General features: G+C 65.8%; 24 protein-coding genes and 1 tRNA gene. 22 read left to right on the top strand and 3 right to left on the bottom strand.

Annotated elements, in window-relative coordinates; translation table 11 throughout:
* Positions 1–107: 107 nt before the first annotated feature.
* The gene (locus G606_RS0106670; RefSeq protein WP_026645310.1) at positions 108–572 is read right to left on the bottom strand and encodes a hypothetical protein; all 465 of its coding nucleotides are present in this window, start codon (positions 570–572) and stop codon (positions 108–110) included.
* A gap of 238 nt (positions 573–810) precedes the next feature.
* On the opposite strand from G606_RS0106670, the gene G606_RS10735 reads away from it, so the two are divergent.
* Together G606_RS10735 and G606_RS0106660 are read left to right on the top strand one after the other, a co-directional pair.
* Positions 811–1,965 (top strand): hypothetical protein, encoded by a 1,155-nt coding sequence (locus G606_RS10735; RefSeq protein ID WP_051198652.1) that lies wholly within the window; start codon positions 811–813, stop codon positions 1,963–1,965.
* Between the two features lie 109 nt (positions 1,966–2,074).
* Positions 2,075–3,013, top strand: coding sequence for a hypothetical protein (locus G606_RS0106660; protein ID WP_026645308.1), 939 nt, complete (start codon positions 2,075–2,077; stop codon positions 3,011–3,013).
* Positions 3,014–3,083: 70 nt separating this feature from the next.
* Here G606_RS0106660 and G606_RS0106655 read toward each other — a convergent pair whose 3' ends face one another.
* Positions 3,084–3,608 carry a GNAT family N-acetyltransferase gene (locus G606_RS0106655; protein WP_026645307.1) on the bottom strand — a complete coding sequence of 175 codons (525 nt, stop codon included), beginning with the start codon at positions 3,606–3,608 and terminating at the stop codon, positions 3,084–3,086.
* 164 nt (positions 3,609–3,772) lie between these two features.
* On the opposite strand from G606_RS0106655, the gene G606_RS0106650 reads away from it, so the two are divergent.
* The 18 genes from G606_RS0106650 to G606_RS0106565 all read left to right on the top strand — a co-directional run bounded on the left by G606_RS0106650 (position 3,773) and on the right by G606_RS0106565 (position 21,959).
* Positions 3,773–3,845 (top strand) — tRNA-Gly (locus G606_RS0106650).
* Between the two features lie 230 nt (positions 3,846–4,075).
* Positions 4,076–5,665, top strand: coding sequence for an ATP-binding cassette domain-containing protein (locus tag G606_RS0106645; protein ID WP_026645306.1), 1,590 nt, complete (start codon positions 4,076–4,078; stop codon positions 5,663–5,665).
* Positions 5,666–5,731: 66 nt separating this feature from the next.
* Complete coding sequence (locus tag G606_RS0106640) at positions 5,732–6,691, top strand: DUF2971 domain-containing protein (RefSeq protein ID WP_026645305.1); 960 nt, start codon at positions 5,732–5,734, stop codon at positions 6,689–6,691.
* Between the two features lie 152 nt (positions 6,692–6,843).
* The gene (gene thrS, locus G606_RS0106635; protein ID WP_026645304.1) at positions 6,844–8,922 is read left to right on the top strand and encodes a threonine--tRNA ligase; all 2,079 of its coding nucleotides are present in this window, start codon (positions 6,844–6,846) and stop codon (positions 8,920–8,922) included.
* Between the two features lie 164 nt (positions 8,923–9,086).
* The gene (gene pgsA, locus G606_RS0106630; protein ID WP_026645303.1) at positions 9,087–9,749 is read left to right on the top strand and encodes a phosphatidylinositol phosphate synthase; all 663 of its coding nucleotides are present in this window, start codon (positions 9,087–9,089) and stop codon (positions 9,747–9,749) included.
* A 9-nt stretch (positions 9,750–9,758) separates the two neighbouring features.
* Positions 9,759–10,790, top strand: a complete 1,032-nt coding sequence (locus tag G606_RS0106625) for a phosphatidylinositol mannoside acyltransferase (RefSeq protein ID WP_026645302.1) — start codon at positions 9,759–9,761, stop codon at positions 10,788–10,790.
* Between the two features lie 37 nt (positions 10,791–10,827).
* Entirely contained in the window at positions 10,828–12,030 is a 1,203-nt protein-coding gene (locus G606_RS0106620) for a glycosyltransferase family 4 protein (protein WP_231371446.1), read from the top strand.
* 54 nt (positions 12,031–12,084) lie between these two features.
* Positions 12,085–12,840: a YebC/PmpR family DNA-binding transcriptional regulator gene (locus G606_RS0106615; protein WP_026645300.1), complete on the top strand. Its 756-nt coding sequence runs from the start codon at positions 12,085–12,087 to the stop codon at positions 12,838–12,840.
* 6 nt (positions 12,841–12,846) lie between these two features.
* Complete coding sequence (ruvC, locus tag G606_RS0106610; RefSeq protein ID WP_024540393.1) at positions 12,847–13,428, top strand: crossover junction endodeoxyribonuclease RuvC; 582 nt, start codon at positions 12,847–12,849, stop codon at positions 13,426–13,428.
* Between the two features lie 44 nt (positions 13,429–13,472).
* Positions 13,473–14,099, top strand: coding sequence for a Holliday junction branch migration protein RuvA (gene ruvA / locus G606_RS0106605; protein WP_026645299.1), 627 nt, complete (start codon positions 13,473–13,475; stop codon positions 14,097–14,099).
* A 5-nt stretch (positions 14,100–14,104) separates the two neighbouring features.
* Positions 14,105–15,187 (top strand): Holliday junction branch migration DNA helicase RuvB, encoded by a 1,083-nt coding sequence (gene ruvB, locus G606_RS0106600; protein WP_026645298.1) that lies wholly within the window; start codon positions 14,105–14,107, stop codon positions 15,185–15,187.
* A 75-nt stretch (positions 15,188–15,262) separates the two neighbouring features.
* On the top strand, positions 15,263–15,709 hold the full coding sequence (gene yajC, locus G606_RS0106595; protein WP_026645297.1) for a preprotein translocase subunit YajC: 447 nt from the start codon (positions 15,263–15,265) through the stop codon (positions 15,707–15,709).
* Positions 15,710–15,755: 46 nt separating this feature from the next.
* A complete protein-coding gene (locus G606_RS0106590) occupies positions 15,756–16,337 on the top strand; it encodes an adenine phosphoribosyltransferase (RefSeq protein ID WP_026645296.1) in 582 nt (193 codons plus the stop codon).
* Between the two features lie 38 nt (positions 16,338–16,375).
* Complete coding sequence (gene sucC, locus G606_RS0106585; protein WP_026645295.1) at positions 16,376–17,572, top strand: ADP-forming succinate--CoA ligase subunit beta; 1,197 nt, start codon at positions 16,376–16,378, stop codon at positions 17,570–17,572.
* Complete coding sequence (sucD, locus tag G606_RS0106580) at positions 17,569–18,486, top strand: succinate--CoA ligase subunit alpha (protein ID WP_026645294.1); 918 nt, start codon at positions 17,569–17,571, stop codon at positions 18,484–18,486. The genes sucC and sucD overlap by 4 nt, the downstream gene beginning before the upstream one ends.
* Positions 18,483–19,907 carry a cell division protein PerM gene (locus tag G606_RS0106575; protein ID WP_034523878.1) on the top strand — a complete coding sequence of 475 codons (1,425 nt, stop codon included), beginning with the start codon at positions 18,483–18,485 and terminating at the stop codon, positions 19,905–19,907. Before sucD ends, G606_RS0106575 begins: the two co-directional genes overlap by 4 nt.
* Positions 19,855–21,489: a bifunctional phosphoribosylaminoimidazolecarboxamide formyltransferase/IMP cyclohydrolase gene (gene purH / locus G606_RS0106570; protein WP_026645292.1), complete on the top strand. Its 1,635-nt coding sequence runs from the start codon at positions 19,855–19,857 to the stop codon at positions 21,487–21,489. The genes G606_RS0106575 and purH overlap by 53 nt, the downstream gene beginning before the upstream one ends.
* A 182-nt stretch (positions 21,490–21,671) precedes the next feature.
* Complete coding sequence (locus G606_RS0106565) at positions 21,672–21,959, top strand: hypothetical protein (protein WP_026645291.1); 288 nt, start codon at positions 21,672–21,674, stop codon at positions 21,957–21,959.
* Here G606_RS0106565 and G606_RS0106560 read toward each other — a convergent pair.
* Positions 21,921–22,952 (bottom strand): MIP/aquaporin family protein, encoded by a 1,032-nt coding sequence (locus G606_RS0106560; protein WP_231371445.1) that lies wholly within the window; start codon positions 22,950–22,952, stop codon positions 21,921–21,923. The genes G606_RS0106565 and G606_RS0106560 overlap by 39 nt on opposite strands.
* A gap of 158 nt (positions 22,953–23,110) precedes the next feature.
* On the opposite strand from G606_RS0106560, the gene G606_RS0106555 reads away from it, so the two are divergent.
* Together G606_RS0106555 and der are read left to right on the top strand one after the other, a co-directional pair.
* The gene (locus G606_RS0106555) at positions 23,111–23,884 is read left to right on the top strand and encodes a pseudouridine synthase (protein WP_026645289.1); all 774 of its coding nucleotides are present in this window, start codon (positions 23,111–23,113) and stop codon (positions 23,882–23,884) included.
* Positions 23,881–26,022, top strand: a complete 2,142-nt coding sequence (der, locus tag G606_RS0106550) for a bifunctional cytidylate kinase/GTPase Der (protein ID WP_026645288.1) — start codon at positions 23,881–23,883, stop codon at positions 26,020–26,022. The genes G606_RS0106555 and der overlap by 4 nt, the downstream gene beginning before the upstream one ends.
* The last annotated feature ends 18 nt before the right edge of the window (positions 26,023–26,040 follow it).

Genomic DNA, 26,040 nt, shown 5'->3' with positions numbered 1-26,040 from the left:
GCGTCATCTGGGCGATGTGAAGCCGTGCGATGAATTTGCTTGTATCGATTGCGGTAGTCGGCACGTCGACCAACATGCCGACTACCGCAATCACGAGCCTGCTCGCCTTATCGCCGCATATCACGCGCGGCCTCAACGCCAGCGGAGGGCCGTGTCAGGGCTTGTACGGGCGCCGGCGCATCGGCGGACTCAGTCGAAGGACGGGGCGCGTTCGCATATACGATGCCTTCCGGCACAGGACGCTCCCGCATCCTTTGCTCGGTCTGCCTGTCCTGCGTGCGGTGTTCGCGCCGGATGCGCACCACGGCGCTGACGGCATAGATCAACGCCGCGATTGTTGCGAAAATCCATATCATATTGATCGTCTGGCCTCTTCCGTGCGCCGACTTGCTCCCGAGGGCGGCAAGGACGAGGAACCCGATGATGAACCACGTGATTCTGAGCGCCCCATCACGCACGGCGCGCAGAGGGGAACGACGCAATGCGCGGATGGCGGCGCGGATCTTGACGAGACCGACGATGAGTCCCGCAAGGAAATAGATGCTGCCGAGAACATTGAACAATGTCGACATGATAGGCCCTTTCTACGTTTCTTCGTTCATAATCACAAGTCGCAACGCCGTATGCGTCGCGGCCTTCATTTCTGGGAACCGGACAAAACACCGACGAAGATGGGCCGACGCATATCGGGCGCGTCCATCCGCCCATTCGCAGTTCCCGACCGATAATGCAAGCGTTTTATCCGGTTCGTACAGGCGACGCATCCGACCGGGTGCGAAAGAAACGGGAAAGCAAAGACAGGAGCTCATCATGGCATACATAGGCCATTTCTTCGCAATGGTGTTCAGCGCGGGAGGATTGCTGACATGCCTCATCGTCGGCGGCGTATGTGCGCTGCTCGGGTCTATCGTCAGCAAGGAGCATCGCGCGCACAATGCATGCGCCGCCGGGGCCTATGGCGTCGGCATCGCATTGCTGCTGATACTGTTCGGCGCGGGAGGTTCCTACTCGGCCACACCAATCGTCTGCCTCAACGTGCTTGTCCTCATCGCCGCGATCACGGCCATTGTCCGGTTCTTCCCCTTCCTCAGGGCGTTGCGGCTGCAACCGCAAATCCGCGCGCAGCGCATCGCGCAGGAGCAGTACATCCACGACCATATGCCATCCGTCATGTTCAGCCGCGCCGTCCAGCGATTCCAAATCGTCCCGGCGATCCCGGGCGAACCCGAATTCCGCGGGTACCGCATGGTCGCTTCAGATGGGGAAGGCCTGCCTGATCCGCTGTATGAGCAGGCAAGGCACTATCAGTTGTCGAAAGCGCGCAACGAACATCGTCTGTTCGGCAATCCCGGCGTGGGTCTCAAATCCTCCGACTTCGGCGACATACACATACATTCCGGACTATTCGGGGAACAGATGCTCGCCAAGATCATCGCAAGCAGCGGTCTGAACGTCGTATCCTTCTGGTCGTTGTACGGGAAAGACACACATGGCAACCGCACCGACGCGGACATCGACGCCGTCATCGTCGGCGTCGGACGCAACGGGCAGCCATACGCATGGTTCGTCGATGCGAAGAACTACAAAGGCGGCTCGGACACCGCATATGTGAACATCGCGGACGATACGCTCGCGCGCATCAGCATCAGCGAACACGCGTTCGTATCCGGGTCGGACGGTCGTGCGGATGTCCGCATGAGCACGAACATGATCACGCAATGCCGGCATTGGCGGCCTCTTCTCGAACGATACGGCATCATGAGCGATTGGCTTGTCTGCATGGTTCCGACGGGCAAATCGGGCACACCACGCCTGCAGGACGTAACGTGGCCGGGAGGGGTGCCGGCGATGCCGCCGGAAGCGCTGCTTGAACGCATCGGCGCGTTGGATCTGGCCGACCCCGCGAACATCCCCGCCGGAATCATTAGCCTCTTCGCGCAGGACCTCAAACCGGGCAACGCATGACGATCGGAGTTTTGTCCGGTTTCAAGCAACGTCAGCGAAACGACGACTCCGCATCGGAAACGATCGGGGGCAAACGCAATCCGGGAACGAACTCAGGAAAGGACATGTCATGAACAACCACATCATGGACACCATCACGAACAAGGGCACGATCGCCGACGAAGCGCTCGACATCCTCGAATACGGCCTGCTCGTCGAGGCGCTGCGGGGATACCGGCCGAAAGGCGACTATCCGGCCGATCCGGACAACGAGGCCGCGCAGCAGGAAGCGCGATTCGTCAACCAGCTCGTCGCCAAGGGCTTCGGCGGCTTCGACCCGTACGGCGGATTCATCCCCAACGAATACGCCGCGCAGTGGCTGGAAGAGCACCGCGGCAGGGGAGCGTACAGCCTTGAGGCGAACCCGGTCGACGAACCCGAGGAATGGTGGGATTCACCGGAATATGTGATCGCCGCCCCGTTCTGGCTCACCGATCAGATCGAGTCGGTGCGTCCGCTCAGCAACAGGGAGGTCACCGACTTCGCGGCGTACAACAAGGAGCCCTACGTCGGCTACACCATCGAATTCACCTGCTGGGACGACGGCTGGAGGTGGATGAGCGACATGGAGGCCTACGCGCTCGACGCCCACGTCACCGAGCTTCCCTGGGTGCCCGACCCGCTCGAATACTATGTGGCGCGCGCCAAGTTCAGCCATGAACGCGAATGGGACGCCATCGAGGCGCAGATGGCCGCTACGCTCGGCGTGCCGCTGGAGGAACTGTGCGACCTTCCCGACAAGAAGTACCACACGCTGTTCTGGAACATCGCCGACGAACGGCGGCGTATCAATCCTCCGCGCTGCATCCAGGATGATCCGCTGACCTACCCCTATCTGCAGACGGAAGGCTACATCGAGGATCTGGGGGAGGACGGCTTCCGTTTTCTCAGGCGCACGCGGAACCTGGGTCTGATCCAGGGCCAGGAGCCGTACGTCGAAGCATGCGAGCGCGCCGAGCATGACGTCGACGAGCGTCTGCGGCGCATCGCGCAGGAGGAGGGCAACTGACCGACTCCGGCCGGCACCGATGGGAAAGCGGGCAGGGGCGGCGATCACCCTCCCTGCTCCGTCAGCCCCGTCACTCTTGCGCCGGCACGGCCGCTTCCATCAGCAGGTCGGTCTGCCTGTCGTCACCGAGCACGAAGTCGTGGGAGCCGATCTGCGTGAAGCCGAAACGCTTGTAGAACGCGATCGCCGGGTCGTTGTGCTCCCATACGCCGAGCCATATCCTCGTCTTGCCCTGCGCGCGCGCCATGTCGAAGGCGGCGCGCATGAGGCCGGCACCCAGCCCGTGGCGTTTGAATACCTTGAGGATGTACAGGCGCTGGACCTCCATGGCATCGTCCGGCATCTTCTCGGTCTGCGCATCGCCGACGTTGACCTTCATGTAGCCTGCCGGCACGCCGTCCACGGTGGCGACGAAGAACGCCGAATCCGGATCGGCGATCTCCCGGCGGATCTCGTCGGGGGAGAGGCTGTCCGCGATGTACTTGTCCATGTCCTCCTGCGTGTTGAGCGCGGCGAAGGTCTGCGTGAACGTCTCGACGCTCAGGTTCCTGATCACGGCCACGTCGTCGCTTCGGGACATTTCGATCATCGGCATATATGCGTGTTCCTTTCTCTTGGTTTCGTTCCAGTATAGAAACGCGCGTTCGGTGATGGCTGAACGCGCGCATGCATATATGTGACACGCCGGTTTGGCATCGGCGGCGATATCCGGTAAAGTATCAGCTTGTGCCTGCGCGACGCATGTCGCGCCGTGCATATGCGGACATAGCTTAGTTGGTAAAGCGCGACCTTGCCAAGGTCGAGACCGCGGGTTCGAGTCCCGTTGTCCGCTCTCGTCGAATCAATATCACGCTTCCCTGATATGCCAGGGGAGCGTTCCATTGGGAGGTCAACGGACACTTGCGGATCTGAGTGCGGTGAATGAATCAGTCGGCCGGTCACGTCCCGCGTGCCGCCGTGTTTTTTTCTGCGCCCGTCCGGATCCGTGCAGGCGTACCGCGGTCTCATTCACTGTCTGCTTGTTCGTTTTGATGGCACGCCATATCGGCAAAGGAACCCGACATGGCCACGACACTCAATCTGCATGACCTCTCCTATATCTATGAAGGCGCGTCCGAGCCGCTGTTTGACGGCATCGACGCGACGATGCCGCAAGGCTGGACGGCACTGCTCGGCGACAACGGCTGCGGCAAGACGACGCTCGCACGCGTCATCATCGGCGAACTGACGCCGACGCACGGCTCGGTCAGCCCGTCGCCGTCCACGTTCGTCGCCGCCTACTGCGCGCAGGAATGCGTCAGCGAACCCGACGGACTCGACGAGCTGCGCGACGACTGGTCGCCCGAGGCGATCGCGCTACGCGACGCGCTCGGCATCGGCGACGACTGGCCCTACCGCTTCGCGACGCTCTCCGGCGGCGAACGCAAACGCCTGCAGGTGGCGTGCGCACTGCACGGCGCGCCGGATCTGCTCGTGCTCGACGAGCCGACGAACCATGTGGATGCGGACACCCGCGACGCCATCGCTGCGGCGATGCGCGCCTACCGGGGCATCGGCGTGCTCGTCTCGCACGACGTCGAACTCATCGACGCGACCTGCGCGCAATGCCTGATGTTCGTCCGGCGCCACAAGGACGGGCGCAACCGCACCGTCATCGAACGCTACGCCGGCGGCTACACGAAGGCGCGGCGCACCTATGCGCTGCGCCGCGCCGAATCCGAGGACGAGCTCAAGGCGGCGCAACGCAAACAACGCACACTCGAAGGCGCCCGCGACGCGCGGCGCGCGATGATGGACGCGGCGGCCGCGCGCAAGCACAGCGGCCATCTGATCGACAGGCTCGACCACGACGCGCGCAACACGCACAAATGGAACGAGAAGCAGGCGGACAAGGCGAGTGCCGCCGCCTACCGCGCGCTCGGCAGCCGGCTCGAGGCGGCGCGACGCGAGGCCGACGCGATTGAAACGGATGCGAAACGCTACGACGGCGACATCCTCGTCGACATCGCACCGTCGGCACGGCGGCAGGTCGCGCATGTGGAATCCGGCATCCTGCGCTTTGGCGACGCGACGGCGGCCGACGGCGGCATCGCCGTGTCTGAACTGATCGCCGACGGCGGACGCTGGCATGTACGGACGGTAGCCGCGAATAGTACGCTTACGGGCGACCGCGGCATCCGTGTGCCGTCCGTAAGCGTCGGCCCGCGCGACCACATCGGCATTGACGGCGCCAACGGCACCGGCAAGTCGACGCTCGTGCAGGCGCTGCTCAGGTCGGTCGACGATACACTGCCGACGTTATCCATCAGCCAAATCCCCGACACCGACGCCCATGCGCGGCTGTTCGCACGGCTGCATGGGCTCGACGCCTCCGACAAGGCGCGCGTGCTGTCGATGCTCGCGCAGCTCAACGACGACCCCGACCGGCTGATGCGCGGACAAGACCCGAGCCCCGGGCAGGCGCAGAAACTCGCGCTGTGCATCGGACTGCTGGGCGCGCCGCAGCTCATCGTGCTCGACGAGCCGACGAACCATCTCGACCTGCACTCCAAGCAGGCATTGGCGCGCTTCCTGCACGGCTACCGGGGCGCGCTCATCGTCGTCAGCCATGAGCGGTGGTTCCTCGACGAGGTGTGCGGCGCCGACGCATAGGACAGGCGGTGCGTCGCCGCTACGACGACGATACGATGGCAGACAGGACGACGGAAGGAGACGACGATGCCGCTGACCTACCACTACTGCTCGCTGGATACGGCGTGCGCGATCGTGCAGAACGGGTCGCTGCGGCTGTGCGACGTCACGAAATCCAACGATTCGGCGGAGATCACCTACGGGTATGCGGCGGCCACGGACGGACTTCGACGTGCCGGCCTCGTCTCCGGATCCGGCGACGGCCTGCATTTCGTCGACGATTGGGACGCGTTGCTGCGCCCTGACTACCGTGCATTGCTGCGCGAGGCGCTCAGCGACCACATGCTGCCGCCGAACCGGCTGTGCTACGCAGCGTGCCTGTCCGAGGAAGCCGATCTGCTCAGCCAGTGGCGCGCCTACGGCGACGACGGGCGCGGCGTGGCACTCGGATTCGACTTGTCCGATTTCGCTCAGGTGAACCCCTCGTTCACGGTTCGCGACGGCGGCGACCGTCTGCTCGAGACGCACATGATGACGATGTACCGGCCGATCGTCTACGGACACGACCGCGCCGCCGCGTATTTCGACGTCCTCGCATCGCGCATCGCGCAAGACGTGCACGATCTGCGCATCACGGGGGAGTGTGACGACGCGCGCATCCGCGCACGACTGCTCGACGCGACGCTCGAATTCGTCGCCTCCACCGCGTTCTGCAAGAAACGCTTCTTCCACGAGGAGCGCGAATGGCGGCTCGCCGTGTGGGGACCCAACGCGAACGTCGACGGCTTCGAGGGACTGCAGGCCGCGTTGGCGGCCGCGCTGCCGCGCCGCTTCCCGGACGCCGTCACGCATGCACGCTTCCTGATGCTGGCACGCGGCGACCGTCTTGTGCCGACGCTCGACCTCGGGCTCGACCTGCGTCGCACGTTGCGCCGCGTCGTCATCGGCCCGCGCTGCGCGGCCAGCGCGCGCGACATCCGCATGCTGCTGGCGGGAGCGCACGTCGCCGACGCCTCAATCGCGCGTTCGCTCGGCACCTACCGCTGAAAAACGCATGACGAGACGTCCGCGTCCATACCTGCGTCCACGGCGGCCGGACGTGGGCGTCTTTGTCTGCGCTGAACCCTAGGTTATGTACCTGTAATCAACAGTCCAGGTCTGCACCTTGTACCGCGGACCCAGATAGACAAGGACGAACCATGGCACAGAACACCATCTCCATCACGGTCAACGGCGAAGCGAAGGAGGTGGATGCGAGCCAGACGGGCGTCGAGCTGTTCGCCGACGACAAGAACATCATCGCCGTGCGCCTCAACGGCGAACCGCGCGACCTCTACACGCCGCTCAAGGCCGGCGACGTCGTCGAATCGATCACCCTCGACTCCGAGGACGGCGTCGCGATCATGCGTCATTCGGCGACGCATGTCATGGCGCAGGCGGTGCAGGAGATCCGCCCGGACGCCAAGCTCGGCATCGGCCCGGTCATCGAAAACGGCTTCTACTACGACTTCGACGTGGCCGAACCGTTCACGCCCGACGACCTCAAAACGATCGAAAAGCACATGCAGCGCATCATCAAGTCCGCGCAGCGCTTCTCCCGCCGCGTCGTCACCGAGCAGGAGGCGATGAAGGAGGAGGCCGACCAGCCGTACAAGCTCGAGCTCATCAAGGACAAGGAGGACGCGCTCGACACCGAGGCGGCCGTCGAGATCAGCGACAAAGAGCTGAGCATGTACGACAACATCGACCGTGACGGCAACGTCGTGTGGACCGACCTGTGCCGCGGACCGCACCTGCCGAACACGCGCTTCATCAAGGCGTTCAAGCTCGAGCGCGCGGCCGCCGCCTACTGGAAGGGATCCGAAGCGAACCCGATGCTGCAGCGCATCTACGGCGTAGCGTTCCCGACGAAGGATGAGCTCAAGGCCTACCAGACGCGCATGGAGGAGGCCGCCAAGCGCGACCACCGCAAGCTCGGCCAGGAGATGGACCTGTTCAGCTTCCCGGAGGAGATCGGACCGGGGCTGGCCGTCTTCCACCCGAAGGGCGCCGCCGTCATCAACGCGATGGAGGACTACTCGCGCGAGATGCACCGCAAGCACCACTACAGCTTCGTGCAGACACCGCACATCACCAAGGGCGGCCTGTACGAGACCTCCGGCCATCTGCAGTGGTACAAGGACGGCATGTACCCGCCGATGCACCTCGACGAGGAGAAGGACGAGGACGGCAACATCGTCAAGCAGGGCTTCGACTACTACCTCAAGCCGATGAACTGCCCGATGCACAACCTCATCTTCAAGTCGCGTCAGCGTTCCTACCGCGAACTGCCGTTGCGCCTCTTCGAGTTCGGCACCGTCTACCGCTACGAGAAGTCCGGCGTCGTGCACGGCCTGACGCGCGTGCGCGGCCTGACGCAGGACGATTCGCACATCTACTGCACGCGCGAGCAGATGCGCGACGAGCTCAAGAGCCTGCTGACCTTCGTCCTTGACCTGCTCAAGGACTACGGCCTCAACGACTTCTACCTCGAACTGTCCACGAAGGACGAGCACAAGTTCGTCGGCTCGGACGAGATCTGGGAGGAGGCGACGAACACACTCGCCGAAGTCGCCGAGGAATCGGGACTCGAGCTCGTCGCCGATCCGGGCGGCGCCGCGTTCTACGGCCCGAAGATCTCGGTGCAGGCACGCGACGCGATCGGCCGCACCTGGCAGGTCTCGACGATCCAGCTCGACTTCAACCTGCCGGAGCGCTTCCAGCTCGAATACATCGCGCCGGACGGCACGCACCAGCGGCCGGTGATGATCCACCGCGCGCTCTTCGGCTCGATCGAACGCTTCTTCGCGATCCTGCTCGAGCATTACGCGGGCGCTTTCCCGGTGTGGATCGCGCCGGTGCAGGCCCTGGGCGTGCCGGTCGCCGACGAGTTCGCGCCGCATCTGCAGCGGTTCATGGACTCCCTCGAGGAGGACATGGTGCGCGTCGAGACCGACCTGTCCGACGATCGCTTCGGCAAGAAGATCCGCAACGCCTCGAAGTCGAAGGTGCCGTTCATCATCATCGCCGGCGAGGAGGATATGAACAACGACGCGGTGAGCTTCCGCTTCCGTGACGGCAGCCAGCTCAACGGCGTGCCGGTTGACCAGGCCAAGGCGTGGATTCTCGAGGTCATCGCCAAGCGCGTCCAGGTCAACAGCGCCGACGACTTCCGCAAGGCGACCGGTCAGCCGGTCGAGGACGTGGAATTCAGCGTCTCGGACGCCGACGCCGAATAAGCCTCTCAGCGAAGGCCGGGGCATGACCGATCGGCATGCCCCGGCCTTCCTTCGTCCATGCGCCGATCGCCGGTCCCAGAACCCCGGTTATCGGCGTCCTTTTCTATGCTTCAATACGGAAGGCTCCAACGGGGAGCCGCAGAGCACACCGGGAACAACACATCATGCTGGAAAAGCTTCGACCATGGTTCAAGCGCCTCATCAACCCCGTCGCGAAGGGCATGGTGAAAATCGGCCTGACCGCCAACGCCGTCACCGTCATCGGCGCCATCGGCACGACGATCGTGGGCATCGCCACCGGCATCACCGGCTGGCTGTTCTGGGGCGCCCTCGCGATGACGCTGCTCGTCATCTTCGATTCGCTCGACGGCTCCGTCGCGAAGCTGACGAACGGCGGCACGCATTTCGGCGCGTTCCTCGACTCGACGCTCGACCGCGTCGCCGACTGGGCGGTGCTGCTCGGCGTCATCATCTACTTCTTCATGCGTAACTGCACGGCGCTGCTCGTCGAAAGCCGTTACGACGTAGTCGCGCTCGTCGGCATGGGCGCCGCGATCTACGCGATCATGACGTCCTTCGTCACCTCGTACATCCGTGCACGCGCCGAATCGGTGGGCGCCGAGGCGAAGGGCGGCATCGCGACGCGTTCCGACAGGCTGACGATCATCCTCGTCGGTATGGCGATCAGCGGACTGACGCATCAGGACGCGTGGCTCATGGCGACGATGTGCGTGCTCGCGCTGCTCGGCACCATCACCGTCGGCCAGCGCATCCACGAGGCGCGCATCTCGATCGAGGCCACGCTCGACGATGCGAACAAGGGCTGAGGACCCGACATGACCAATGTGATGGCATGGGTTGCGAACCATCCGCGCGTGCTGCCCGAACGCGTCGTGCGCGGGGCGTTCCTCGCCGCCGCCGACATCGCCTGGCTGCTGCGCGTCGGCTCCGTGCGCCAGCTCGAACGCAATCTGCGGCATGTGCTGACATGGTCGGCCCGCGACGCCGCCGCCACCGTTGATGGCAACGCACCCGCCGCGCCTGTCGGACGCCGGACGCTGCGACGCATCTCGCGTCAAGGCATGCGCTCCTATTTCACCTACTTCAGCGAGGCGCTCACCGTTGGCGCATCCGACCGCGAGCGCCTGTTGGCGCGCATCCGCGGCGCCGGCGACGGCCTTGATTCGCTCATCGCGTTCACGTCGCCGGATGGCGCGAACTCTTCTGCGCCGATCGCGATGGGCCATCAGGGCAACTGGGACTACGACGGCTTCTGGGCGCAGTTCGACGTGGCGCCGGTAACGACCGTGGCCGAGCGGCTCGCCGATCAGGAGATGCTCGACGTCTTCGTCTCGATCCGCGAGCGCCTCGGCATGCGCATCCTGCTGACCGGCACGCCGCATCTGACCGAGCGGCTCGAGGAGGCGCTCGGGACGCCGCATGTCCTCGTGCCGCTGCTCGCCGACCGCGATCTGAGCCGGCATGGCGAGTTCGTCGAGGCCTTCGGCTCGACGATCCGCGTCGCGAGGGGGCCGGCGACGCTCGCCTACGACACGGGGCTGCCGCTGTACGTCGCCAACACGTACCGCGAGCGGCTTTCCGGCGCGCGCCGCCGCGCCGCGAGCACCCCGTACGGCTATGTGTGCGAGGTCAGTGGGCCTGTGGACATCGACATGTACCGCGGTCTCGAGCGTGAGAAGGCGATCCATGCGATCAGTCAGGCGTGGGTCGACGTCTGGGCGCGTGGCATCGCCGCGCATCCCGAGGACTGGCACATGCTGCAGCCGATCTTCCTCGAGGATCTCGATTTGTCGCGGCTCAGGGACGTGCCCGAGTCGCTGCTGGCGAAGGCGCGCGCCGACGGCTGAGGAGGCGAAGTCCATTCGGTCGGCGACAATGCTCTGTATGTCTTCGCAGGAACCAGCATCCATCGGCGTGCGCCCGGACGGCCGTCCGTTGCGCGTGGGCATCGTCTGCCCGTATTCGTTCGAGACGCCGGGCGGCGTGCAGAACCACATCCGTGATTTCTCCGAGGCGCTTATGCGCCGCGGGCATCACGTGTCGGTCTTCGCGCCCGGACGGCGCACGAAGGACATGCCGTTGTGGGTGCAGACGAACGGCTCGTCGTTCGCGATCCCCTACAACGGGTCGTGGGCGCATCTGAGCTATTTCCTCGCCGCCGGGCTGCAGACGAGGCGCTGGGTGCGCCAGGGGCAGTTCGACATCGTGCATCTGCACGAGCCGGAGGCGCCGTCGGTGAGCCACAAGCCGCTCGTCATGCGCGGCGCGCCCCCGATGGTGGCCACGTTCCATGCGAGCATCGAGCCGTATCCGCGGGCGCTGCACCTGTTCCAGCGGTATCTGCATTCGTATCTGGAGCCGCTGAGCGAGGCGATCTTCGTCTCGCCGTCCGCGCAGCGCACCGCCGACCATTATCTGCCCGCCTCGATCAGCCGTCACGTCATCCCCAACGGTATCAACCGCGCCTCCTATCTGCGTGCGCGTCCCGACGAACGCTGGCGGGGCACGCCGAAGCATCCGACGATTGGCTTCCTTGGCAGGCTCGAGGAGGAGCGCAAGGGCTTCCCGATCTTCGTCGAGGCGGCCTCGCGGGTGCTCGAACGCCATCCGGGTGCGCGTTTCCTCGTCGTCGGCGACGGCGGCGACGAGGCCGCGAAGGCGATCGCCGAACGAGACGGGGGAGCGGCGCTGCTCGAACGCTTCGAGTTCCTTGGTCGCGTGGACGACGACGCCAAGGCGCGCTTCTACAAGTCTTTGGACGTCTATGTGGCGCCGCAGACCGGCGGCGAGAGCTTCGGCATCGTCCTCGCCGAGGCGATGGCGGCGGGCTGTCCGATCGTGGCCTCCGACCTGCCGGCCTTCGTCGATGTGACCGAGCAGGGGCGCGACGCGGCGCTGTTCGCCAACCGCGACGCTGCGGATTGCGCCGAGCGCATATGCGAGCTGCTCGCCGACCCGTCCCTGCGCACGCGTCTGGGGAAGGCCGGACTGAGGCGCTCGGGGGACTTCGATTGGGAGACCATCGTCGACGAAGTGCTCGCCGTCTACCGTCGCGCCCTGTCCGCACAGCCCGGCGCCTTGTCTTAGAAGCGCATTAGAATCAACACGTTTCGTAATATCCATCACCTGTCTAGGAGCATTATGTCAGGGCATTCCAAGTGGGCCACCACCAAGCACAAGAAGGCCGCCATCGACGCCAAGCGCGGCAAGCTGTTCGCCAAGCTCATCAAGAACATCGAAATCGCCGCCCGCCAGGGCGGTGGCGATCCCGACGGCAACCCGGCGCTCTATGACGCCATCTACAAGGCCAAGAAGGCCTCGATGCCCGCCGACAACATCAAGCGCGCCGTCAAGCGCGGCTCCGGCGAGGAAGCCGGCGGCGCCAACTACGAGGACATCGTCTACGAGGGCTACGCGCCGGCGGGCGTGGGCCTGATCATCGAATGCCTCACCGACAACCGCAACCGCGCGGCCGCCGAGGTGCGTTCGACACTCGGCAAGGGCGGCGGCTCGCTCGCGACGACCGGCTCGGTGAGCTTCAACTTCGAGCGCAAGGGCGCGATCGTCGTCCCGTCCGAGGGCGTCGACTTCGACGACCTGTTCGAGAAGGCGGCCGAGGCGGGTGCCGAGGACGTCACCGACGACGGCGAGACCTACACCGTCGTCACCGACCCGTCCGACCTGATCGCCGTGCGTCAGGCGCTGCAGGACGCCGGCATCGACTACGATTCCGCCGACCTCGTCATGATGCCGAAGAACGAGGTCGAGCTTTCGCTCGACGACGCCCGCAAGGTCGCCCGTCTCATCGACAACCTCGATGACCTCGACGACGTGCAGAACATCTACAGCAACTGGACCGCCTCGGACGAGGTCATGGCACAGCTCGACGAGGAGTAATCCCCGTTGATCATCCTTGGAGTCGACCCCGGACTGACACGGTGCGGAGTCGGCGTGATCGAAGCCGGCGCACCCCGCCGGCTTTCGTTTATCCACGTCGACGTCGTGCGTTCCGACCCGCACATGTCACAGGACCTGCGACTGCTGACGATCTACAACGGCATCGCCGCCAAGCTCGACGAGTTCATCCCGGACACTGTTTCGATCGAACGCGTGTTCGCGCAGGAGAACCGCAACACCGTGCTCGGCACCGCGCAGGCCGCCGGTGTCGCGATGCTCGCGGCGGCCCAGCGCGGCATCCCGGTCGCACTGCACACGCCGACCGAGTCGAAGCTCGCGATCACCGGCAACGGCAAGGCGCAGAAGGTCCAGATGGAACGCATGGTCGCCCGTCTGCTCAACCTCAATGCGCCGCCGACGCCGGCCGATGCCGCCGACGCCCTCGCGATCGCGATCTGCCATGCGCTGCGCCCGGCGGGGGCGCTCGAAGGCGGCGAACGCGAGCAGCATCTGACGAAGGCGCAGCGCCAGTGGGCGCAGGCCGCGCAGCACGCCTCGCGCCGCGGCGGCGTCCGCAGAGGCATGTAGACTACCGAACATCTGTTCGAACATCAACGAAAGGGGCCAAACGCATGATCGGCCTGCTCAACGGCGTCGTCGTTCAGATCGATGCGACGACGGCGCTCATCGACGTCCACGGCGTGGGATTCGAGGTGCGGATGCCGAGCGCCGATCTGGGCGCGCTGCACGTCGGCTCGACGGCGAGCGTCCAGACGGCGATGAGCGTGGCGCAGGACGCGATCACGCTCTTCGGTTTCCTCACCGCGGCCGAGCGGCGCATGTTCCTGCAGCTGCAGAAGGTCAGCGGCATCGGTCCGAAGGTCGCGCTGTCGCTGCTGTCGACGCTGCCGAGCGACCAGCTCGTCCAGGCGATCCGCGACGAGGACGCAGCCGCCCTTGCGAAGGCTCCGGGACTCGGCCGCAAGGGCGCGCAGAAGATCATCCTCGAACTCAAGGGATCGATCGACCTGTCCGCCGCGCCGGCGCAGGGGGAGCGCGGCACCGAGCGACTCATGCCGCAGGACGCCGGCGTCGACCGCGTCGTCGAGGGGCTCATGTCCCTCGGTTGGAAGCAGCAGGAGGCGCAGCAGGCCGTCGACGCCGTCATCGAGGACAACGCCATCGCCACGCCATTGTCCGACGAGGCCGTCGCCGACGTGCTGCGGCTCGCGCTGACATCGATGGACAGGGGAAGGTGAGACGCATGGCGAACGACGATTTCGACGTCTTCAGCGCGGACAACAGCAACGCGAACGAGGAGTCGCTGCGCATGGTCTCCGCGAACGCCGTCGGCAACGAGCCGGTGAGCGACGAGGAGCTGCGTCCGCACATCCTCGAAGGCTTCATCGGACAGCCGCGGCTCAAGGCGCAGCTGCAGCTGTTCCTCGATGCGGCGCGCAAACGCGACGTGCCGCCGGACCACATCCTGCTCGCAGGCCCTCCGGGACTGGGCAAGACAACGCTGGCGATGATCGTCGCGAACGAGCTCGGCGTGCCGATCCGCGTCACGTCGGGCCCGGCGATCCAGCATGCCGGCGACCTCGCGTCCATCCTCAGCTCGCTCGACGCGGGCGAGGTGCTGTTCATCGACGAGATCCACCGTCTGCCGCGCGCCGCCGAGGAGCTGCTGTACATCGCGATGGAGGACTTCCGCGTCGACGTCATGGTCGGCAAGGGTCCGGGTGCCTCGTCGATCCCGTTGACGCTGCCGCGCTTCACCGTCATCGGCGCGACGACGCGCGAGGGCATGTTGCCGTCGCCGCTGCGTGCGCGCTTCGGTTTCACCGCGCATCTCGACTTCTATCCGACCGAGGAGCTCGAGAAGCTCATCGAACGTTCGGCGAAGGTGCTCGGCCTCGAACTCGACGAAGGCGCTGCGCATCAGCTCGCGCGCCGTTCGCGCGGCACGCCGCGCATCGCCAACCGCCTGCTGCGCCGCGTGCGCGACTGGGCGATTGTGCACGACCTGCCGATCGTCGAACCCGACGACGTCAAGGAGGCGCTGGCGCTCTACCAGATCGACACCGAGGGCCTCGACCGCCTCGACATCGCCGTGCTCAATGCGATCATCCGCAACTTCAACGGCGGACCGGTCGGACTCAACAACCTCGCGGCGATGGTCGGCGAGGAGGCGGAGACCGTCGAGACGGTGTGCGAGCCGTACCTCGTGCGCGAGGGGTTCATGATGCGCACGCCGAAGGGACGCGTCGCCACGGCCCGAGCCTGGGAGCATCTGGGCCTCGAGCCGCCGGAGGGCTCGGCCGTCGATGTCAGCAAGCTATTCTAGACTGAGCCTTCCGTACACACCGTTTCCAATCGATCCCCACGGTCGTCTCGTTTCCCAAGGAGCCCTGTCATGAGCATGGATTACATCTTCCTCATCGTTCTTCTCGTCGCCATGATTCTGATGATGGTGTTCCAGACGCGGAAGGCGAAGAAGCAGCAGGCGGAGCGCCAGAGCTTCTGGAAGAACCTGGACGCCGGCACCGAGGTGATCACGATCGGCGGCGTCATCGGTAAAGTCGTCGAGGTCGACGAAGAGTACGACGAGATCGTCATCGACTCCGAAGGCAGCATCCTGCGCTTCTCCTCGAAGGCCATCAGCCGCGAGTACATCCGCCCGGCCTACGTCTCCGACGACGACGTGGACGAGAACGGCAACCCGCTCGTCAAGGACGACGAGAACGACGCCGACAGTCCCAAGGAAATCACGACGCAGGTGAGCGAGCACTCGACGGATGCCGACGGCGATGAAATCGACGTCGAGGAGACGACGAAGAGCACGAAGTCGCCGTACGACGCCGACTGACGAACGACCACCGATACAGGACCGACACAGGGGAGAACTGCCGACCATGACTTCCACGGACATCACGCTCACCGATCCCACCTCGATGGACAAGGCGGATGCCGACTACCTCATCTCACTGATGCGCGCAATCCCCGGATTCCCCAAGGAGGGGATCCTGTTCCGCGACATCATGCCGGTCTTCGCCGACGCGCGCGGCCTGTCCATCCTGATGGACGCGCTCGTCTCGAACCTGTCGATCGCGAACGACGAATTCGACGCCGTCGCAGGACTCGAGGCACGCGGCTTCCTCTTCGGGCCCACGCTCGCCGAACGCCTCGGCAAGGGTTTCATCGCTGTGCGCAAGGCCGGCAAGCTGCCGCCGCCCACGGTCCGCGAAAGCTACGCGCTCGAATACGGCGACGCCTCGATCGAGATTGAACGCAACGCGATCCGCGAAGGCGAGCGCATTCTCATCGTCGACGACCTGATCGCCACCGGCGGCTCCGCCTCCGCTGCCCGCGATTTGGTCATCTCGTGCGGCGGCGTCGTCGCCGGATTTAGTTTTATCATGGAGCTTTCGGGCCTCAACGGCGTCAAGACGCTCGGCGACTACCCAGCGAGCTCCCTGCTGACGATGCCCGCCTGAGCATCGTCCGACGCCACCGCCCATCTCAAGAGGAATCCATGGATCTATACGAATACCAAGCACGTCAGCTGCTTGACGAACAAGGCATCGACACCCCGCGCGCGATCTTCGTCCGGCGCGTCGAGGACGTCCCGCAGGCGGCCGAGACGATCGGATACCCGGTCGTCGTCAAGGCACAGGTCAAGATCGGCCACCGCGGCCAGGCCGGCGGCGTCAAGATCGCGCACGACCGCGACGAGGCCGTGCGTGCCGCCGAGCAGATCCTGCCGATGACGATCCACGGGCACAAGGTGCGCGGCGTGCTCATCGCCGAAGCCGAATCCATCCTGCACGAATACTATGTGTCAATCTCCGTGGACCGTTCCTCGCGTGACTTCGATGTGCTCGCGACCGCCAACGGCGGCACCGAGGTCGAGCAGATCGCCAAGGAGCATCCCGAATCGGTCAAGCGCCTGCACATCAGCGCGCTCGAGGACTTCGACCGGCGCGCCGCGACGGCGATGGCGGAAAGCATCGGCTTCTACCACGCCGACGTCGATCAGGCCGCCGACATCCTGCTCAAGATGTGGAAGTGCTTCCACGACAACGACGCGACGCTCGTCGAGATCAACCCGCTCGCCAAGGTCGGAGACCCGGACGACGAGTCCACGAAGCGCCTGTGCGCGCTCGACGCGAAGATCTCGCTCGACGGCAACGCGGCGTTCCGCCACGACGGCTGGGAGCGCTTCGCCGACTCCGCCACGACGGACCCCTACGAGCGCAAGGCAGCCGAGCACGGCCTGCACTACGTGCATCTCGACGGCCAGGTCGGCGTCATCGGCAACGGCGCGGGCCTCGTCATGAGCTCGCTTGACGCCGTGTCTTTCGCGGGTCAGGAGCAGGGGACCGACGTCCAGCCGGCCAACTTCCTCGACATCGGCGGCGGCGCCTCGGCCGAGACGATGTGCCAGAGCCTCGAGATTGTGCTGTCCGATCCACAGGTCGAATCGGTGCTCGTCAACGTGTACGGCGGCATCACCTCCTGCGAGCAGGTGGCACTCGGCATCATCGAGGCCGTCGAACGGCTCAACGTCACGAAGCCGATGGTCGTGCGCTTCGACGGCAACGCGGCCGCCGAAGGCCTGACGATCCTCGACGACGCGGACATCGCGAACATCCATGTGGCGGCCACGATGGAGACGGCCGCGTCCGAAGCGGCCCGTCTCGCCGCGCAGGCGAAGGAGGAGACCAAATGACCGTCTTCATCGAGGATGACGCCCCCGTCATCGTTCAGGGCATGACCGGCCATCAGGGCATGACGCACACCGCGCGCATGCTCAAGGCGGGCACGAACATCGTCGGCGGCGTCAACCCACGCAAGGCCGGCACGTCGATCATCTTCGAGAACGCCACCGGCGCCGACGTCGATATCCCCGTCTTCGCCGACTGCGCCGAGGCGAAGGCCGCGACCGGGGCGAAGGCGAGCGTCGTCTTCGTGCCGCCGAGGTTCGCGAAGGACGCCGTCGTCGAAGCGGTCGAGGCCGGCATCGAGGTCGTCGTCGTCATCACCGAGGGCATCCCGGTCGCCGACAGCGCCTACTTCGTCGAACTTGCGCTGCAGCGCGGCGTGCGCATCGTGGGCCCGAACTGCCCGGGCCTGATGACGCTGCCGTCGAGCGAGGAGACACACGGCGTCAACCTCGGCATCATCCCCGACGGCATCGTCGCCCGCGGCCCGCTCGGCCTCGTCTCGAAGTCGGGCACGCTCACCTACCAGCTCATGGGCGAGCTGTCCGACATCGGCTTCACCGCATGCCTCGGCGCCGGCGGCGACCCAATTGTCGGCACGACGCTGCAGGAAGCGCTCGAGGCCTTCGAGGCCGATCCGGACACGAAGGCCGTCATGATGATCGGCGAAATCGGAGGCAGCGCCGAACAGGACGCCGCGAACTGGGCGAGCGAGCACATGACGAAGCCCGTTGTCTCCTACATCGCGGGCTTCACCGCCCCCGAAGGCAAGCAGATGGGCCACGCCGGCGCCATCGTCTCCGGCGGCAAGGGCACCGCACAGGACAAGCAGGAGGCCCTCGAGGCTGTCGGCATCCGCGTGGGCAGGACCCCGTCCCAGGCCGCGCAGTACATGCGTGAGGCGCTGGCAGCGCTCGGATGAACAGGACGAAGCTGATTCCCTGGTTGCGAGGCGTCGCCGCGTCCTGCGTGGCGATGCTCGTCTACGCCGTGCCGCTCGGCTTCCTGATGGCGCTCGTCCTCCTCGTCGCCGCGATGGAGGAGGGCGGCGACACGATGTCGTCGTTCACGGTGCCGCTGACGCAGGCCGTCGTATTGCTCTCCCAGGGCGTCGGCTTCCACACATCCTCGATCGTTGTCACGATCGTCCCGCTGCTGCTCACCTTCCTGCTCGTCGCGCTCGTACGCACCGTCTTCCGCCGGATGGGCACCGACCCGCGCGGCTACGTCGCCGGGCTGGTCACATGGCTCGTGCTCGACCGGCTGCTCGAGAACAACCTGTCTGTCGCGCTCAACGATTCGACCTTCCTCGTGCTGTGCAAGGGCGCGCTCGTCTTCACCGCCGGCTTCGCATGGGCCTTCGTCCACGACCGCAGCCATCTCGAGCCGCTGCGCGGTTATCTGCGCGCGCATCTGTCCGCGCCGATTCGCCACGTCATCGCCGTCGGCGTGAGGCTCGGCGTGCTCATCGTCGCCATCGTGCTGCTGTGCGGATTGGGCACCGTCATTGCCTGGATTGTGCTCAACCACCATGCCGTCGGCGCCGCATTCGAGGCGATGCATGTGCAGACCGGCTCGCGCATCCTCATGTGCGTCATGGCGGCCGCATGGCTGCCCAACCTCATGCTTTGGGCCGTCTCATGGCTGTTCGGCGCCGGATTCTCGATCGGTGACTTCGCGACCTACACGCTCACCGAAGGATCGGCGGCGCATCTGCCTGCCCTGCCGATCTTCCGCCTGTTCCCGCAGCCGGTCGCCGACCCGACGATCCGTCTGTGCGTGACGCTCATCCCGCTCGTCGTCGGCGTCGTACTCGGCCTGCTCGTGCTCGTCGCCAAACGCGGCTTCGGCCTGCGCCCCCTACAGGCGGACGCCGACGACCGGCGCGACCTGCTGTTCGCCTACGCCTATCCGGTGGGCGCGTTCTGCATCACGTCCGTCGTTGTCTCGCTGCTGTGCACGCTGCTGTACGCGCTGTCCGACGGCGCGCTCGGCACGAAGCACCTCGCGTCCGTCGGCGTCGACGTCCGCCATGCCACCAACGCCACGGCGCGACCGTGCGCGTTGGGTCTGTTCCTGGCCTGGGGCACGATGCTGCTCCTGACCGCCATCGTCCTCGCCGTCCGCGCGCTCATCGCGCGCCGGGGCGCCACGGAGTCCGGCTCCGAAGCCCCGCGCAAGGCGCGCAGCGTCTCCTCGCAGCAGGAGACTGACGGGGACGACCCCACAGAGAAGAAGAGGTCCGGCGCGCGTGTGGCGGACCCAAACCACCAACCAAAGGAGAAGCAAGGTGACGACAACGAACCGACCGCTACGACGAGCATTGGTATCGGTCTTCCATAAGGACGGCATCGAGATCCTCGCCAAGGCGTTCATCGACGCCGGCACGCAGGTGGTGTCCACCGGTTCCACCGCGAGCAGGCTCGCTGAACTCGGCGTGGACGTCACGGAGGTGTCCCAGGTCACCGGTTTCCCGGAATGCCTCGACGGCCGCGTCAAGACCCTCGACCCGCACATCCACGCCGGCATCCTCGCTGATATGACGAACGAGGACCACGCTCGCCAGCTTGAGGAGTTCGGCATCGAGCCCTTCGATCTGGTCATCGTCAATCTCTATCCCTTCGCGGACACCGTGCGTTCGGGTGCCGGGGAGGCCGACGTCATCGAGAAGATCGACATCGGCGGCCCCTCGATGGTGCGCGGCGCGGCGAAGAACAGCGCGACCGTCGCGATCGTCACCGATCCGGCCGACTACGCGCTCGTCGCCGCACGCATCGAGGACGGTACCGGCTTCTCGCTCGAGGAGCGTCGCTGGCTCGCCGGCAAGGCCTTCGCGCACACGGCCGCCTACGACGCCACAATCGGCGAATGGACGGCGGCCCATTGGCCCAAGCCCGCGTCAATCGAAGACGCGGCCCACGACGCCGACCCGGTCGAGCAGGCCAAGCTCGCCAAGTTCCCGCAGACCTTCACGCGCACCTGGAACCGCGCGCATGTGCTGCGCTACGGCGAGAACCCGCATCAGGACGCCGCACTCTACGTCGACCCGCTCAACACGCGCGGATTCGCCGACGCCGAGCAGCTCGGCGGCAAGCCGATGAGCTACAACAACTACGTGGACGCCGATGCGGCGTGGCGCGCCGTATGGGACTTCGCCCCGCAGATCGCCGTCGCCGTCGTCAAGCACAACAACCCCTGCGGCCTGGCCGTCGGCGCGACCGTAGCCGAGGCGCACAGGAAGGCGCACAGCTGCGACCCGATGAGCGCCTACGGCGGCGTCATCGCGACGAATGCGACGGTCACACTCGAGATGGCCGAAGGCGTGCGCCCGATCTTCACCGAGGTCATCGTCGCGCCCGACTATGAGCCGGAGGCGCTGGCGCTGCTGCAGGCGAAGAAGAAGAACCTGCGCATCCTCAAGGTCGCGGAACCGCCGAAGTCGAAGCGCCAGTTCCGTCAGATCGACGGCGGCCTGCTCATGCAGTCCACCGATCTCATCGACGCTCCGGGAGACACGCCGGACGCCTGGAAGCTCGTCGCGGGCGAGCCGGCCGACGCCGCGACGCTCAAGGACCTCGAGTTCGCATGGCGCGCCGTGCGCTGCGTCAAATCGAACGCGATCCTCATCGCCGACGACATGGCGACGGTCGGCATCGGCATGGGTCAGGTCAACCGCGTCGATTCGGCAAACCTCGCCGTCGAACGCGCGAATACGCTCGACGACGGCCGCAACCGCACGAAGGGCGCCGTCGCGGCCTCCGACGCGTTCTTCCCCTTCGCTGACGGCGCGCAGATCCTCATCGACGCCGGCGTCAAGGCGATCGTGCAGCCCGGCGGCTCGATCCGCGACGAGGAGGTGTTCGAGGCGGCGCGCAGCGCGAACGTGACGATGTACGTCACGGGCACGCGCCACTTCTTCCACTGATCGTCAGCTGACATCGCACGGCGGGGCCGCGCCTCGGGGATTTCCCGAGGCGCGGCCCCGCCGTATAGTGGGTAGTAGTTGGATTCGGTAGTAGGATGGGCGGTGTCTTCAACGACGAATCGTCGAATTCATCGCAGCAGCGAAATCAACCATCACATTCCCAAGATCTTCAAGGAGTCCAGATGAACGCGCAGCATCCCCATGTCTCCGAGCATGACGAGGGCAGGCCGTGGTTCGAATGGTGCGTCGCCGGGCTCGTCGTCGTTGCCACGGCACTTGCGGCAATGGGAGAGCCGATGGTCGCCACGGCCATCGTGTCCGTGACTTCCATCGGCTCCGGTGCGGTGCGGCTGATTTATCGGGAACGCAGTCCCTGGAAGGTCAGATCGGTCGCCTTCGACGCCGCGTGCGGCATCGGCTTCGGCGTCGTGCTAGCGCTGCTGTACCTCGCCATCCGCTTCATCCACTGACCCGGCGTCGTCCACCGGCGTCTGGGGCTCATCCAGCTCGGCGGACTCGGACTGTTCCTCCAGGACGTCGACGTCGGGCGCGGCGATGTCGGCGTCCTGCTCGGCGTGATCGGACTCGTCGCCCTGCGCCATCGCGGCCTCGGCCACGTCGACGTCCATCTCGTCACCGTTGGCGGCACGCGAATGCGCAAGCTGCGCGACGATCATGACGAGCGCGACGATGGCGGCCGCGAGGATCGCCGTCACCCAGAACACCCACAGCTGCGAGAGCGGGTTGACGGTGTGAGAGCCTTCCTCGTGCTGCGCGAAGACGGCGACGCCGGTGGCGCGCATCGGGTTGATCGACGCGCCGGTGATCGGGGCGGCCATCGCGGCCGCGGCCGCGTAGGCGACGCCCATCGTGACGGCGGCGGAACGCGTCGCGCGCCCGCTGCGCTTAAGCGTCGTCATCGCGGCGGCCACGACGATGATCGAGGCGAGCAGCTCGACGACGATCGCCATCGAGACGCCATAGGTCAGCCCGTACTGGCTCAGGCTTGCATAGGTCAGGCTGTTCACGTCGTAGCCGTTGATCGCCATCATCGTCCACTGCGACTTGCTGACCGTGTCCGAACTGGGGATGAGGAAGACGAAGAGCGCGCCGGCGACGAGGCCGCCGAGCACCTGCGCGATGATGTAGAACACGCCGTCGCGCACGCGAGTCTTCGACGTGAGCATCGCCGCGACGGTGACGGCCGGATTGAACTGCGCTCCGGAGACGCGCGCGAAGATCGACGTCATCGCGCCGTAGACGACGCCGGTCGCCACGACAAGGAACGCGAGGTTGAGTCCGAAGTTCACCACGCCGAACGAGCTCACCATGTAGATCGCGAAGCAGATGAGCAGGCTGCCGACGAATTCGGCGCCGAGGCGGGCCCAAATGCTGTGTCCGTCGTTCTGCACGGCCATGTCCTCGCGGACATCGACCGTGGAATCGTTATCAACAGCAGTCATAGATATATTCCTTTGCGGTACTTGAAGCCATGGTGAAGACCATGGCTGGGCCGTCGCTGTTCGGCGGCCACGCTGTACAATACTAGACAGTGGTCCTGCCGTCGCCTTCGCGCGCGCAGGACGACGCCATCAATACGAACGGCCACGTTGGGAGAACGATGCCACACGCATATAGTCAAGCAAGGAAATCACACACCGAAGAACACGACGGAATACGTTTGCAGAAGCTGCTCGCGCAGGCCGGATTCGGTTCGCGGCGCAAGTGCGAAGAGATGATCGTCGACGGCCGCGTCGAGGTGGACGGCGAACTCGTCACCGAACTCGGCACGAGGGTCGACCCCAAGACGCAGCAGGTGCGCGTGGACGGCTCGCGCATCCGCCTCAACCCGAGGCACGTCACGCTCGCGCTCAACAAACCGAAGAAGGTGCTCAGCGCGATGGAGGACCCGAAGGGCCGCTACACGCTGCGCGACATCGTCGGCGACAAGTACGAGCGCATCTTCCACATGGGACGCCTCGACTACGATTCCGAGGGCCTCATCCTGATGACGAACGACGGCGAACTGTCCCAGCACGTCATGCATCCGAAGTACGAAGTCGAGAAGACCTACATCGCCACGCTCGAGGGACGCATGAGCGGCAACGTCTGCCGCCGCCTCGTGCGCACCGGCGTGCAGCTCGACGACGGCTGGATCAAGCTCGACCACTGCTCGATCATCGACCAGAGCCGTGACCAGACGATCGTCAAGGTCACGCTCCATTCGGGCAAGAACCGCATCGTGCGCCGCATCTTCGGCGCGATCGGCTTCCCGGTCAAGCGCCTCGTGCGCACGCAAATCGGCCCGATCAAGCTCGGTGACCTCAAGCCCGGTTCCTACCGCGTGCTGTCGGCCACCGAGGTCCGTTCGCTCTCCAAGGAGGTGGGCCTGTGATCACCGTCGCTATCGACGGGCCGGCCGGCGTCGGCAAGTCCTCGACGTCCAAAGCGCTTGCGAAGTACTACGGCTTCGCCTATCTCGACACCGGCGCGATGTACCGCGCCGCCACATGGTGGGCACTCGAGCAGGGCATCGACCTCGACGCCGACGACATCGACGAACGCGAAGTCACCGAGACGGTCGCCGCGCTGTTCACCGAAGGCCACTTCGACATCAGCGTCGACCCCGACACGCCGAATGACGCGCGCGTGTTCTGCGACGGGCGCAACATCAGCGAGCAGATCCGTTCGAGCGAGATCAGCGCGCACGTCTCGCGCGTCTCGTCGATCATCCCGGTGCGCCACATCCTCGTCGCCGCCCAGCGTGCGTACATCGCCGCCGAAGGCGTCGAGAACGGCTTCTCGCACGGCCAGGGCATCGTCGCGGAAGGTCGCGACATCACCGACGTCGTCGCGCCGCACGCCGAGGTGCGCGTGCTGCTCACGGCCCGCGAGGCCGTGCGCCAGGCGCGCCGCGCGCATCAGGCCGCCGACGGCGACGCCGGCGCAGAGAACGTCGCCGCGCGCGACGCCGCCGACTCCAAGGTGACGAACTTCACCGTCGCCGAGGACGGCGTCACGACGATCGACAACTCCGACCTCGACTTCGAGCAGACGCTCGACCTGCTTGTCGGGCTCGTCGACGACGCCATCGAGGAGCAGGAGTACGCCGAGTACGCGCGCAACCTCGAGGGCTACGAGCTCGACGAGGGCGACGAGGCACTCATCGACGGCTCCGCGTTCACGTCCGGCGAACAGACAGCCAGGCGCAAGGAGGTCGGAGTGCTCGCGGTCATCGGGCGGCCGAACGTCGGCAAGTCGACGCTCGTCAACCGCATCCTCGGCCGCCGCGCCGCCGTCGTCGAGGACACGCCCGGCGTCACACGCGACCGTGTCAGTTACGACGCCGAATGGGCAGGCGTGGACTTCAAGCTCGTCGACACCGGCGGCTGGGAGGCGGACGTCGAGGGCATCGATTCCGCGATCGCTTCGCAGGCGCAGATCGCCGTCGAGCTTGCCGACGCCGTCGTCTTCGTCGTCGACGGCCAGACGGGCCTGACGCAGACCGACGAACGCATCGTGAGGATGCTGCGCTCGGCGGGCAAACCGGTCGTCGTCGCCGTGAACAAGGTCGACGACCAGGCCGGCGAGTACATGGCCGCCGAATTCTGGAAGCTCGGACTGGGCGAGCCGTACCCGATCTCGGCGATGCACGGCAGGGGAGTGGGCGACCTGCTCGACGCGGCCCTCGATGCGCTGCGCAACGCCGAACACACCTCCGGGTTCCTCACGCCGTCCCATCTGCGCCGCGTCGCGCTCGTCGGCAAGCCGAACGTCGGCAAGTCGTCGCTGCTCAACCAGCTCGCGCACGAGGAACGTTCGGTCGTCAACGATTTGGCCGGTACGACGCGCGACCCGGTCGATGAGATCGTCACGATCGACGGCGAGGACTACCTGTTCATCGACACGGCCGGCATCAAACGCAGGCAGCACAAGCTCTCCGGCGCCGAATACTATTCGTCGCTGCGCACGCAGGCCGCGATCGAACGCGCCGAGCTCGCGCTCGTGCTCTTCGACGCTTCAGTGCCGATCTCGGACCAGGACCTCAAGGTCATGAGCTCCGCCGTGGACGCGGGCCGCGCCGTCGTGCTCGTGTTCAACAAGTGGGACCTCATGGATGAGTTCGACCGCCAACGCATGGAGCGTCTGTGGAAGACCGAGTTCGACCGCGTGACGTGGGCGCAGCGTGTCAATCTCTCGGCGAAGACCGGCTGGCACACGAACCGCCTGTCGCGTGCGATGACGCAGGCGCTCGAGTCCTGGGACAAGCGCATCCCGACCGGCAAGCTCAACGCCTTCCTCGGCAAGGTGCAGGCCGCGCATCCGCATCCGCTGCGCGGAGGCAAGCAGCCGCGCATCCTGTTCGCGACGCAGGCCTCGAGCCGGCCGCCGCGCTTCGTCATCTTCGCCACTGGCTTCCTCGAGCACGGCTACCGCCGCTTCCTCGAACGCCAGTTGCGTGAGGAGTTCGGATTCGAGGGATCGCCGATCCAGATCTCCGTCAACATCCGTGAGAAGAAGCGCCGCAAGTGACGCGACGCGTCGGGGCCG

Origin of the sequence: Bifidobacterium sp. AGR2158 (assembly GCF_000424225.1) — a bacterium.
GTDB lineage: Bacteria > Actinomycetota > Actinomycetes > Actinomycetales > Bifidobacteriaceae > Bifidobacterium > Bifidobacterium anseris.
The sequence above is the reverse complement of the archived record's forward strand: the minus strand, read 5'-3'. Positions and strand labels throughout refer to the sequence as shown.

What these genes read in the sequence shown, in the direction of transcription:
- G606_RS0106670 (WP_026645310.1), bottom strand. Translation starts at nt 572, where the DNA reads ATGTCGACATTGTTCAATGTTCTCGGCAGCATCTATTTCCTTGCGGGA.
- G606_RS10735 (WP_051198652.1), top strand. Translation starts at nt 811, where the DNA reads ATGGCATACATAGGCCATTTCTTCGCAATGGTGTTCAGCGCGGGAGGA.
- G606_RS0106660 (WP_026645308.1), top strand. Translation starts at nt 2,075, where the DNA reads ATGAACAACCACATCATGGACACCATCACGAACAAGGGCACGATCGCC.
- G606_RS0106655 (WP_026645307.1), bottom strand. Translation starts at nt 3,608, where the DNA reads ATGCCGATGATCGAAATGTCCCGAAGCGACGACGTGGCCGTGATCAGG.
- G606_RS0106645 (WP_026645306.1), top strand. Translation starts at nt 4,076, where the DNA reads ATGGCCACGACACTCAATCTGCATGACCTCTCCTATATCTATGAAGGC.
- G606_RS0106640 (WP_026645305.1), top strand. Translation starts at nt 5,732, where the DNA reads ATGCCGCTGACCTACCACTACTGCTCGCTGGATACGGCGTGCGCGATC.
- thrS (WP_026645304.1), top strand. Translation starts at nt 6,844, where the DNA reads ATGGCACAGAACACCATCTCCATCACGGTCAACGGCGAAGCGAAGGAG.
- pgsA (WP_026645303.1), top strand. Translation starts at nt 9,087, where the DNA reads ATGCTGGAAAAGCTTCGACCATGGTTCAAGCGCCTCATCAACCCCGTC.
- G606_RS0106625 (WP_026645302.1), top strand. Translation starts at nt 9,759, where the DNA reads ATGACCAATGTGATGGCATGGGTTGCGAACCATCCGCGCGTGCTGCCC.
- G606_RS0106620 (WP_231371446.1), top strand. Translation starts at nt 10,828, where the DNA reads ATGTCTTCGCAGGAACCAGCATCCATCGGCGTGCGCCCGGACGGCCGT.
- G606_RS0106615 (WP_026645300.1), top strand. Translation starts at nt 12,085, where the DNA reads ATGTCAGGGCATTCCAAGTGGGCCACCACCAAGCACAAGAAGGCCGCC.
- ruvA (WP_026645299.1), top strand. Translation starts at nt 13,473, where the DNA reads ATGATCGGCCTGCTCAACGGCGTCGTCGTTCAGATCGATGCGACGACG.
- ruvB (WP_026645298.1), top strand. Translation starts at nt 14,105, where the DNA reads ATGGCGAACGACGATTTCGACGTCTTCAGCGCGGACAACAGCAACGCG.
- yajC (WP_026645297.1), top strand. Translation starts at nt 15,263, where the DNA reads ATGGATTACATCTTCCTCATCGTTCTTCTCGTCGCCATGATTCTGATG.
- G606_RS0106590 (WP_026645296.1), top strand. Translation starts at nt 15,756, where the DNA reads ATGACTTCCACGGACATCACGCTCACCGATCCCACCTCGATGGACAAG.
- sucC (WP_026645295.1), top strand. Translation starts at nt 16,376, where the DNA reads ATGGATCTATACGAATACCAAGCACGTCAGCTGCTTGACGAACAAGGC.
- sucD (WP_026645294.1), top strand. Translation starts at nt 17,569, where the DNA reads ATGACCGTCTTCATCGAGGATGACGCCCCCGTCATCGTTCAGGGCATG.
- G606_RS0106575 (WP_034523878.1), top strand. Translation starts at nt 18,483, where the DNA reads ATGAACAGGACGAAGCTGATTCCCTGGTTGCGAGGCGTCGCCGCGTCC.
- G606_RS0106565 (WP_026645291.1), top strand. Translation starts at nt 21,672, where the DNA reads ATGAACGCGCAGCATCCCCATGTCTCCGAGCATGACGAGGGCAGGCCG.
- G606_RS0106560 (WP_231371445.1), bottom strand. Translation starts at nt 22,952, where the DNA reads ATGACTGCTGTTGATAACGATTCCACGGTCGATGTCCGCGAGGACATG.
- G606_RS0106555 (WP_026645289.1), top strand. Translation starts at nt 23,111, where the DNA reads ATGCCACACGCATATAGTCAAGCAAGGAAATCACACACCGAAGAACAC.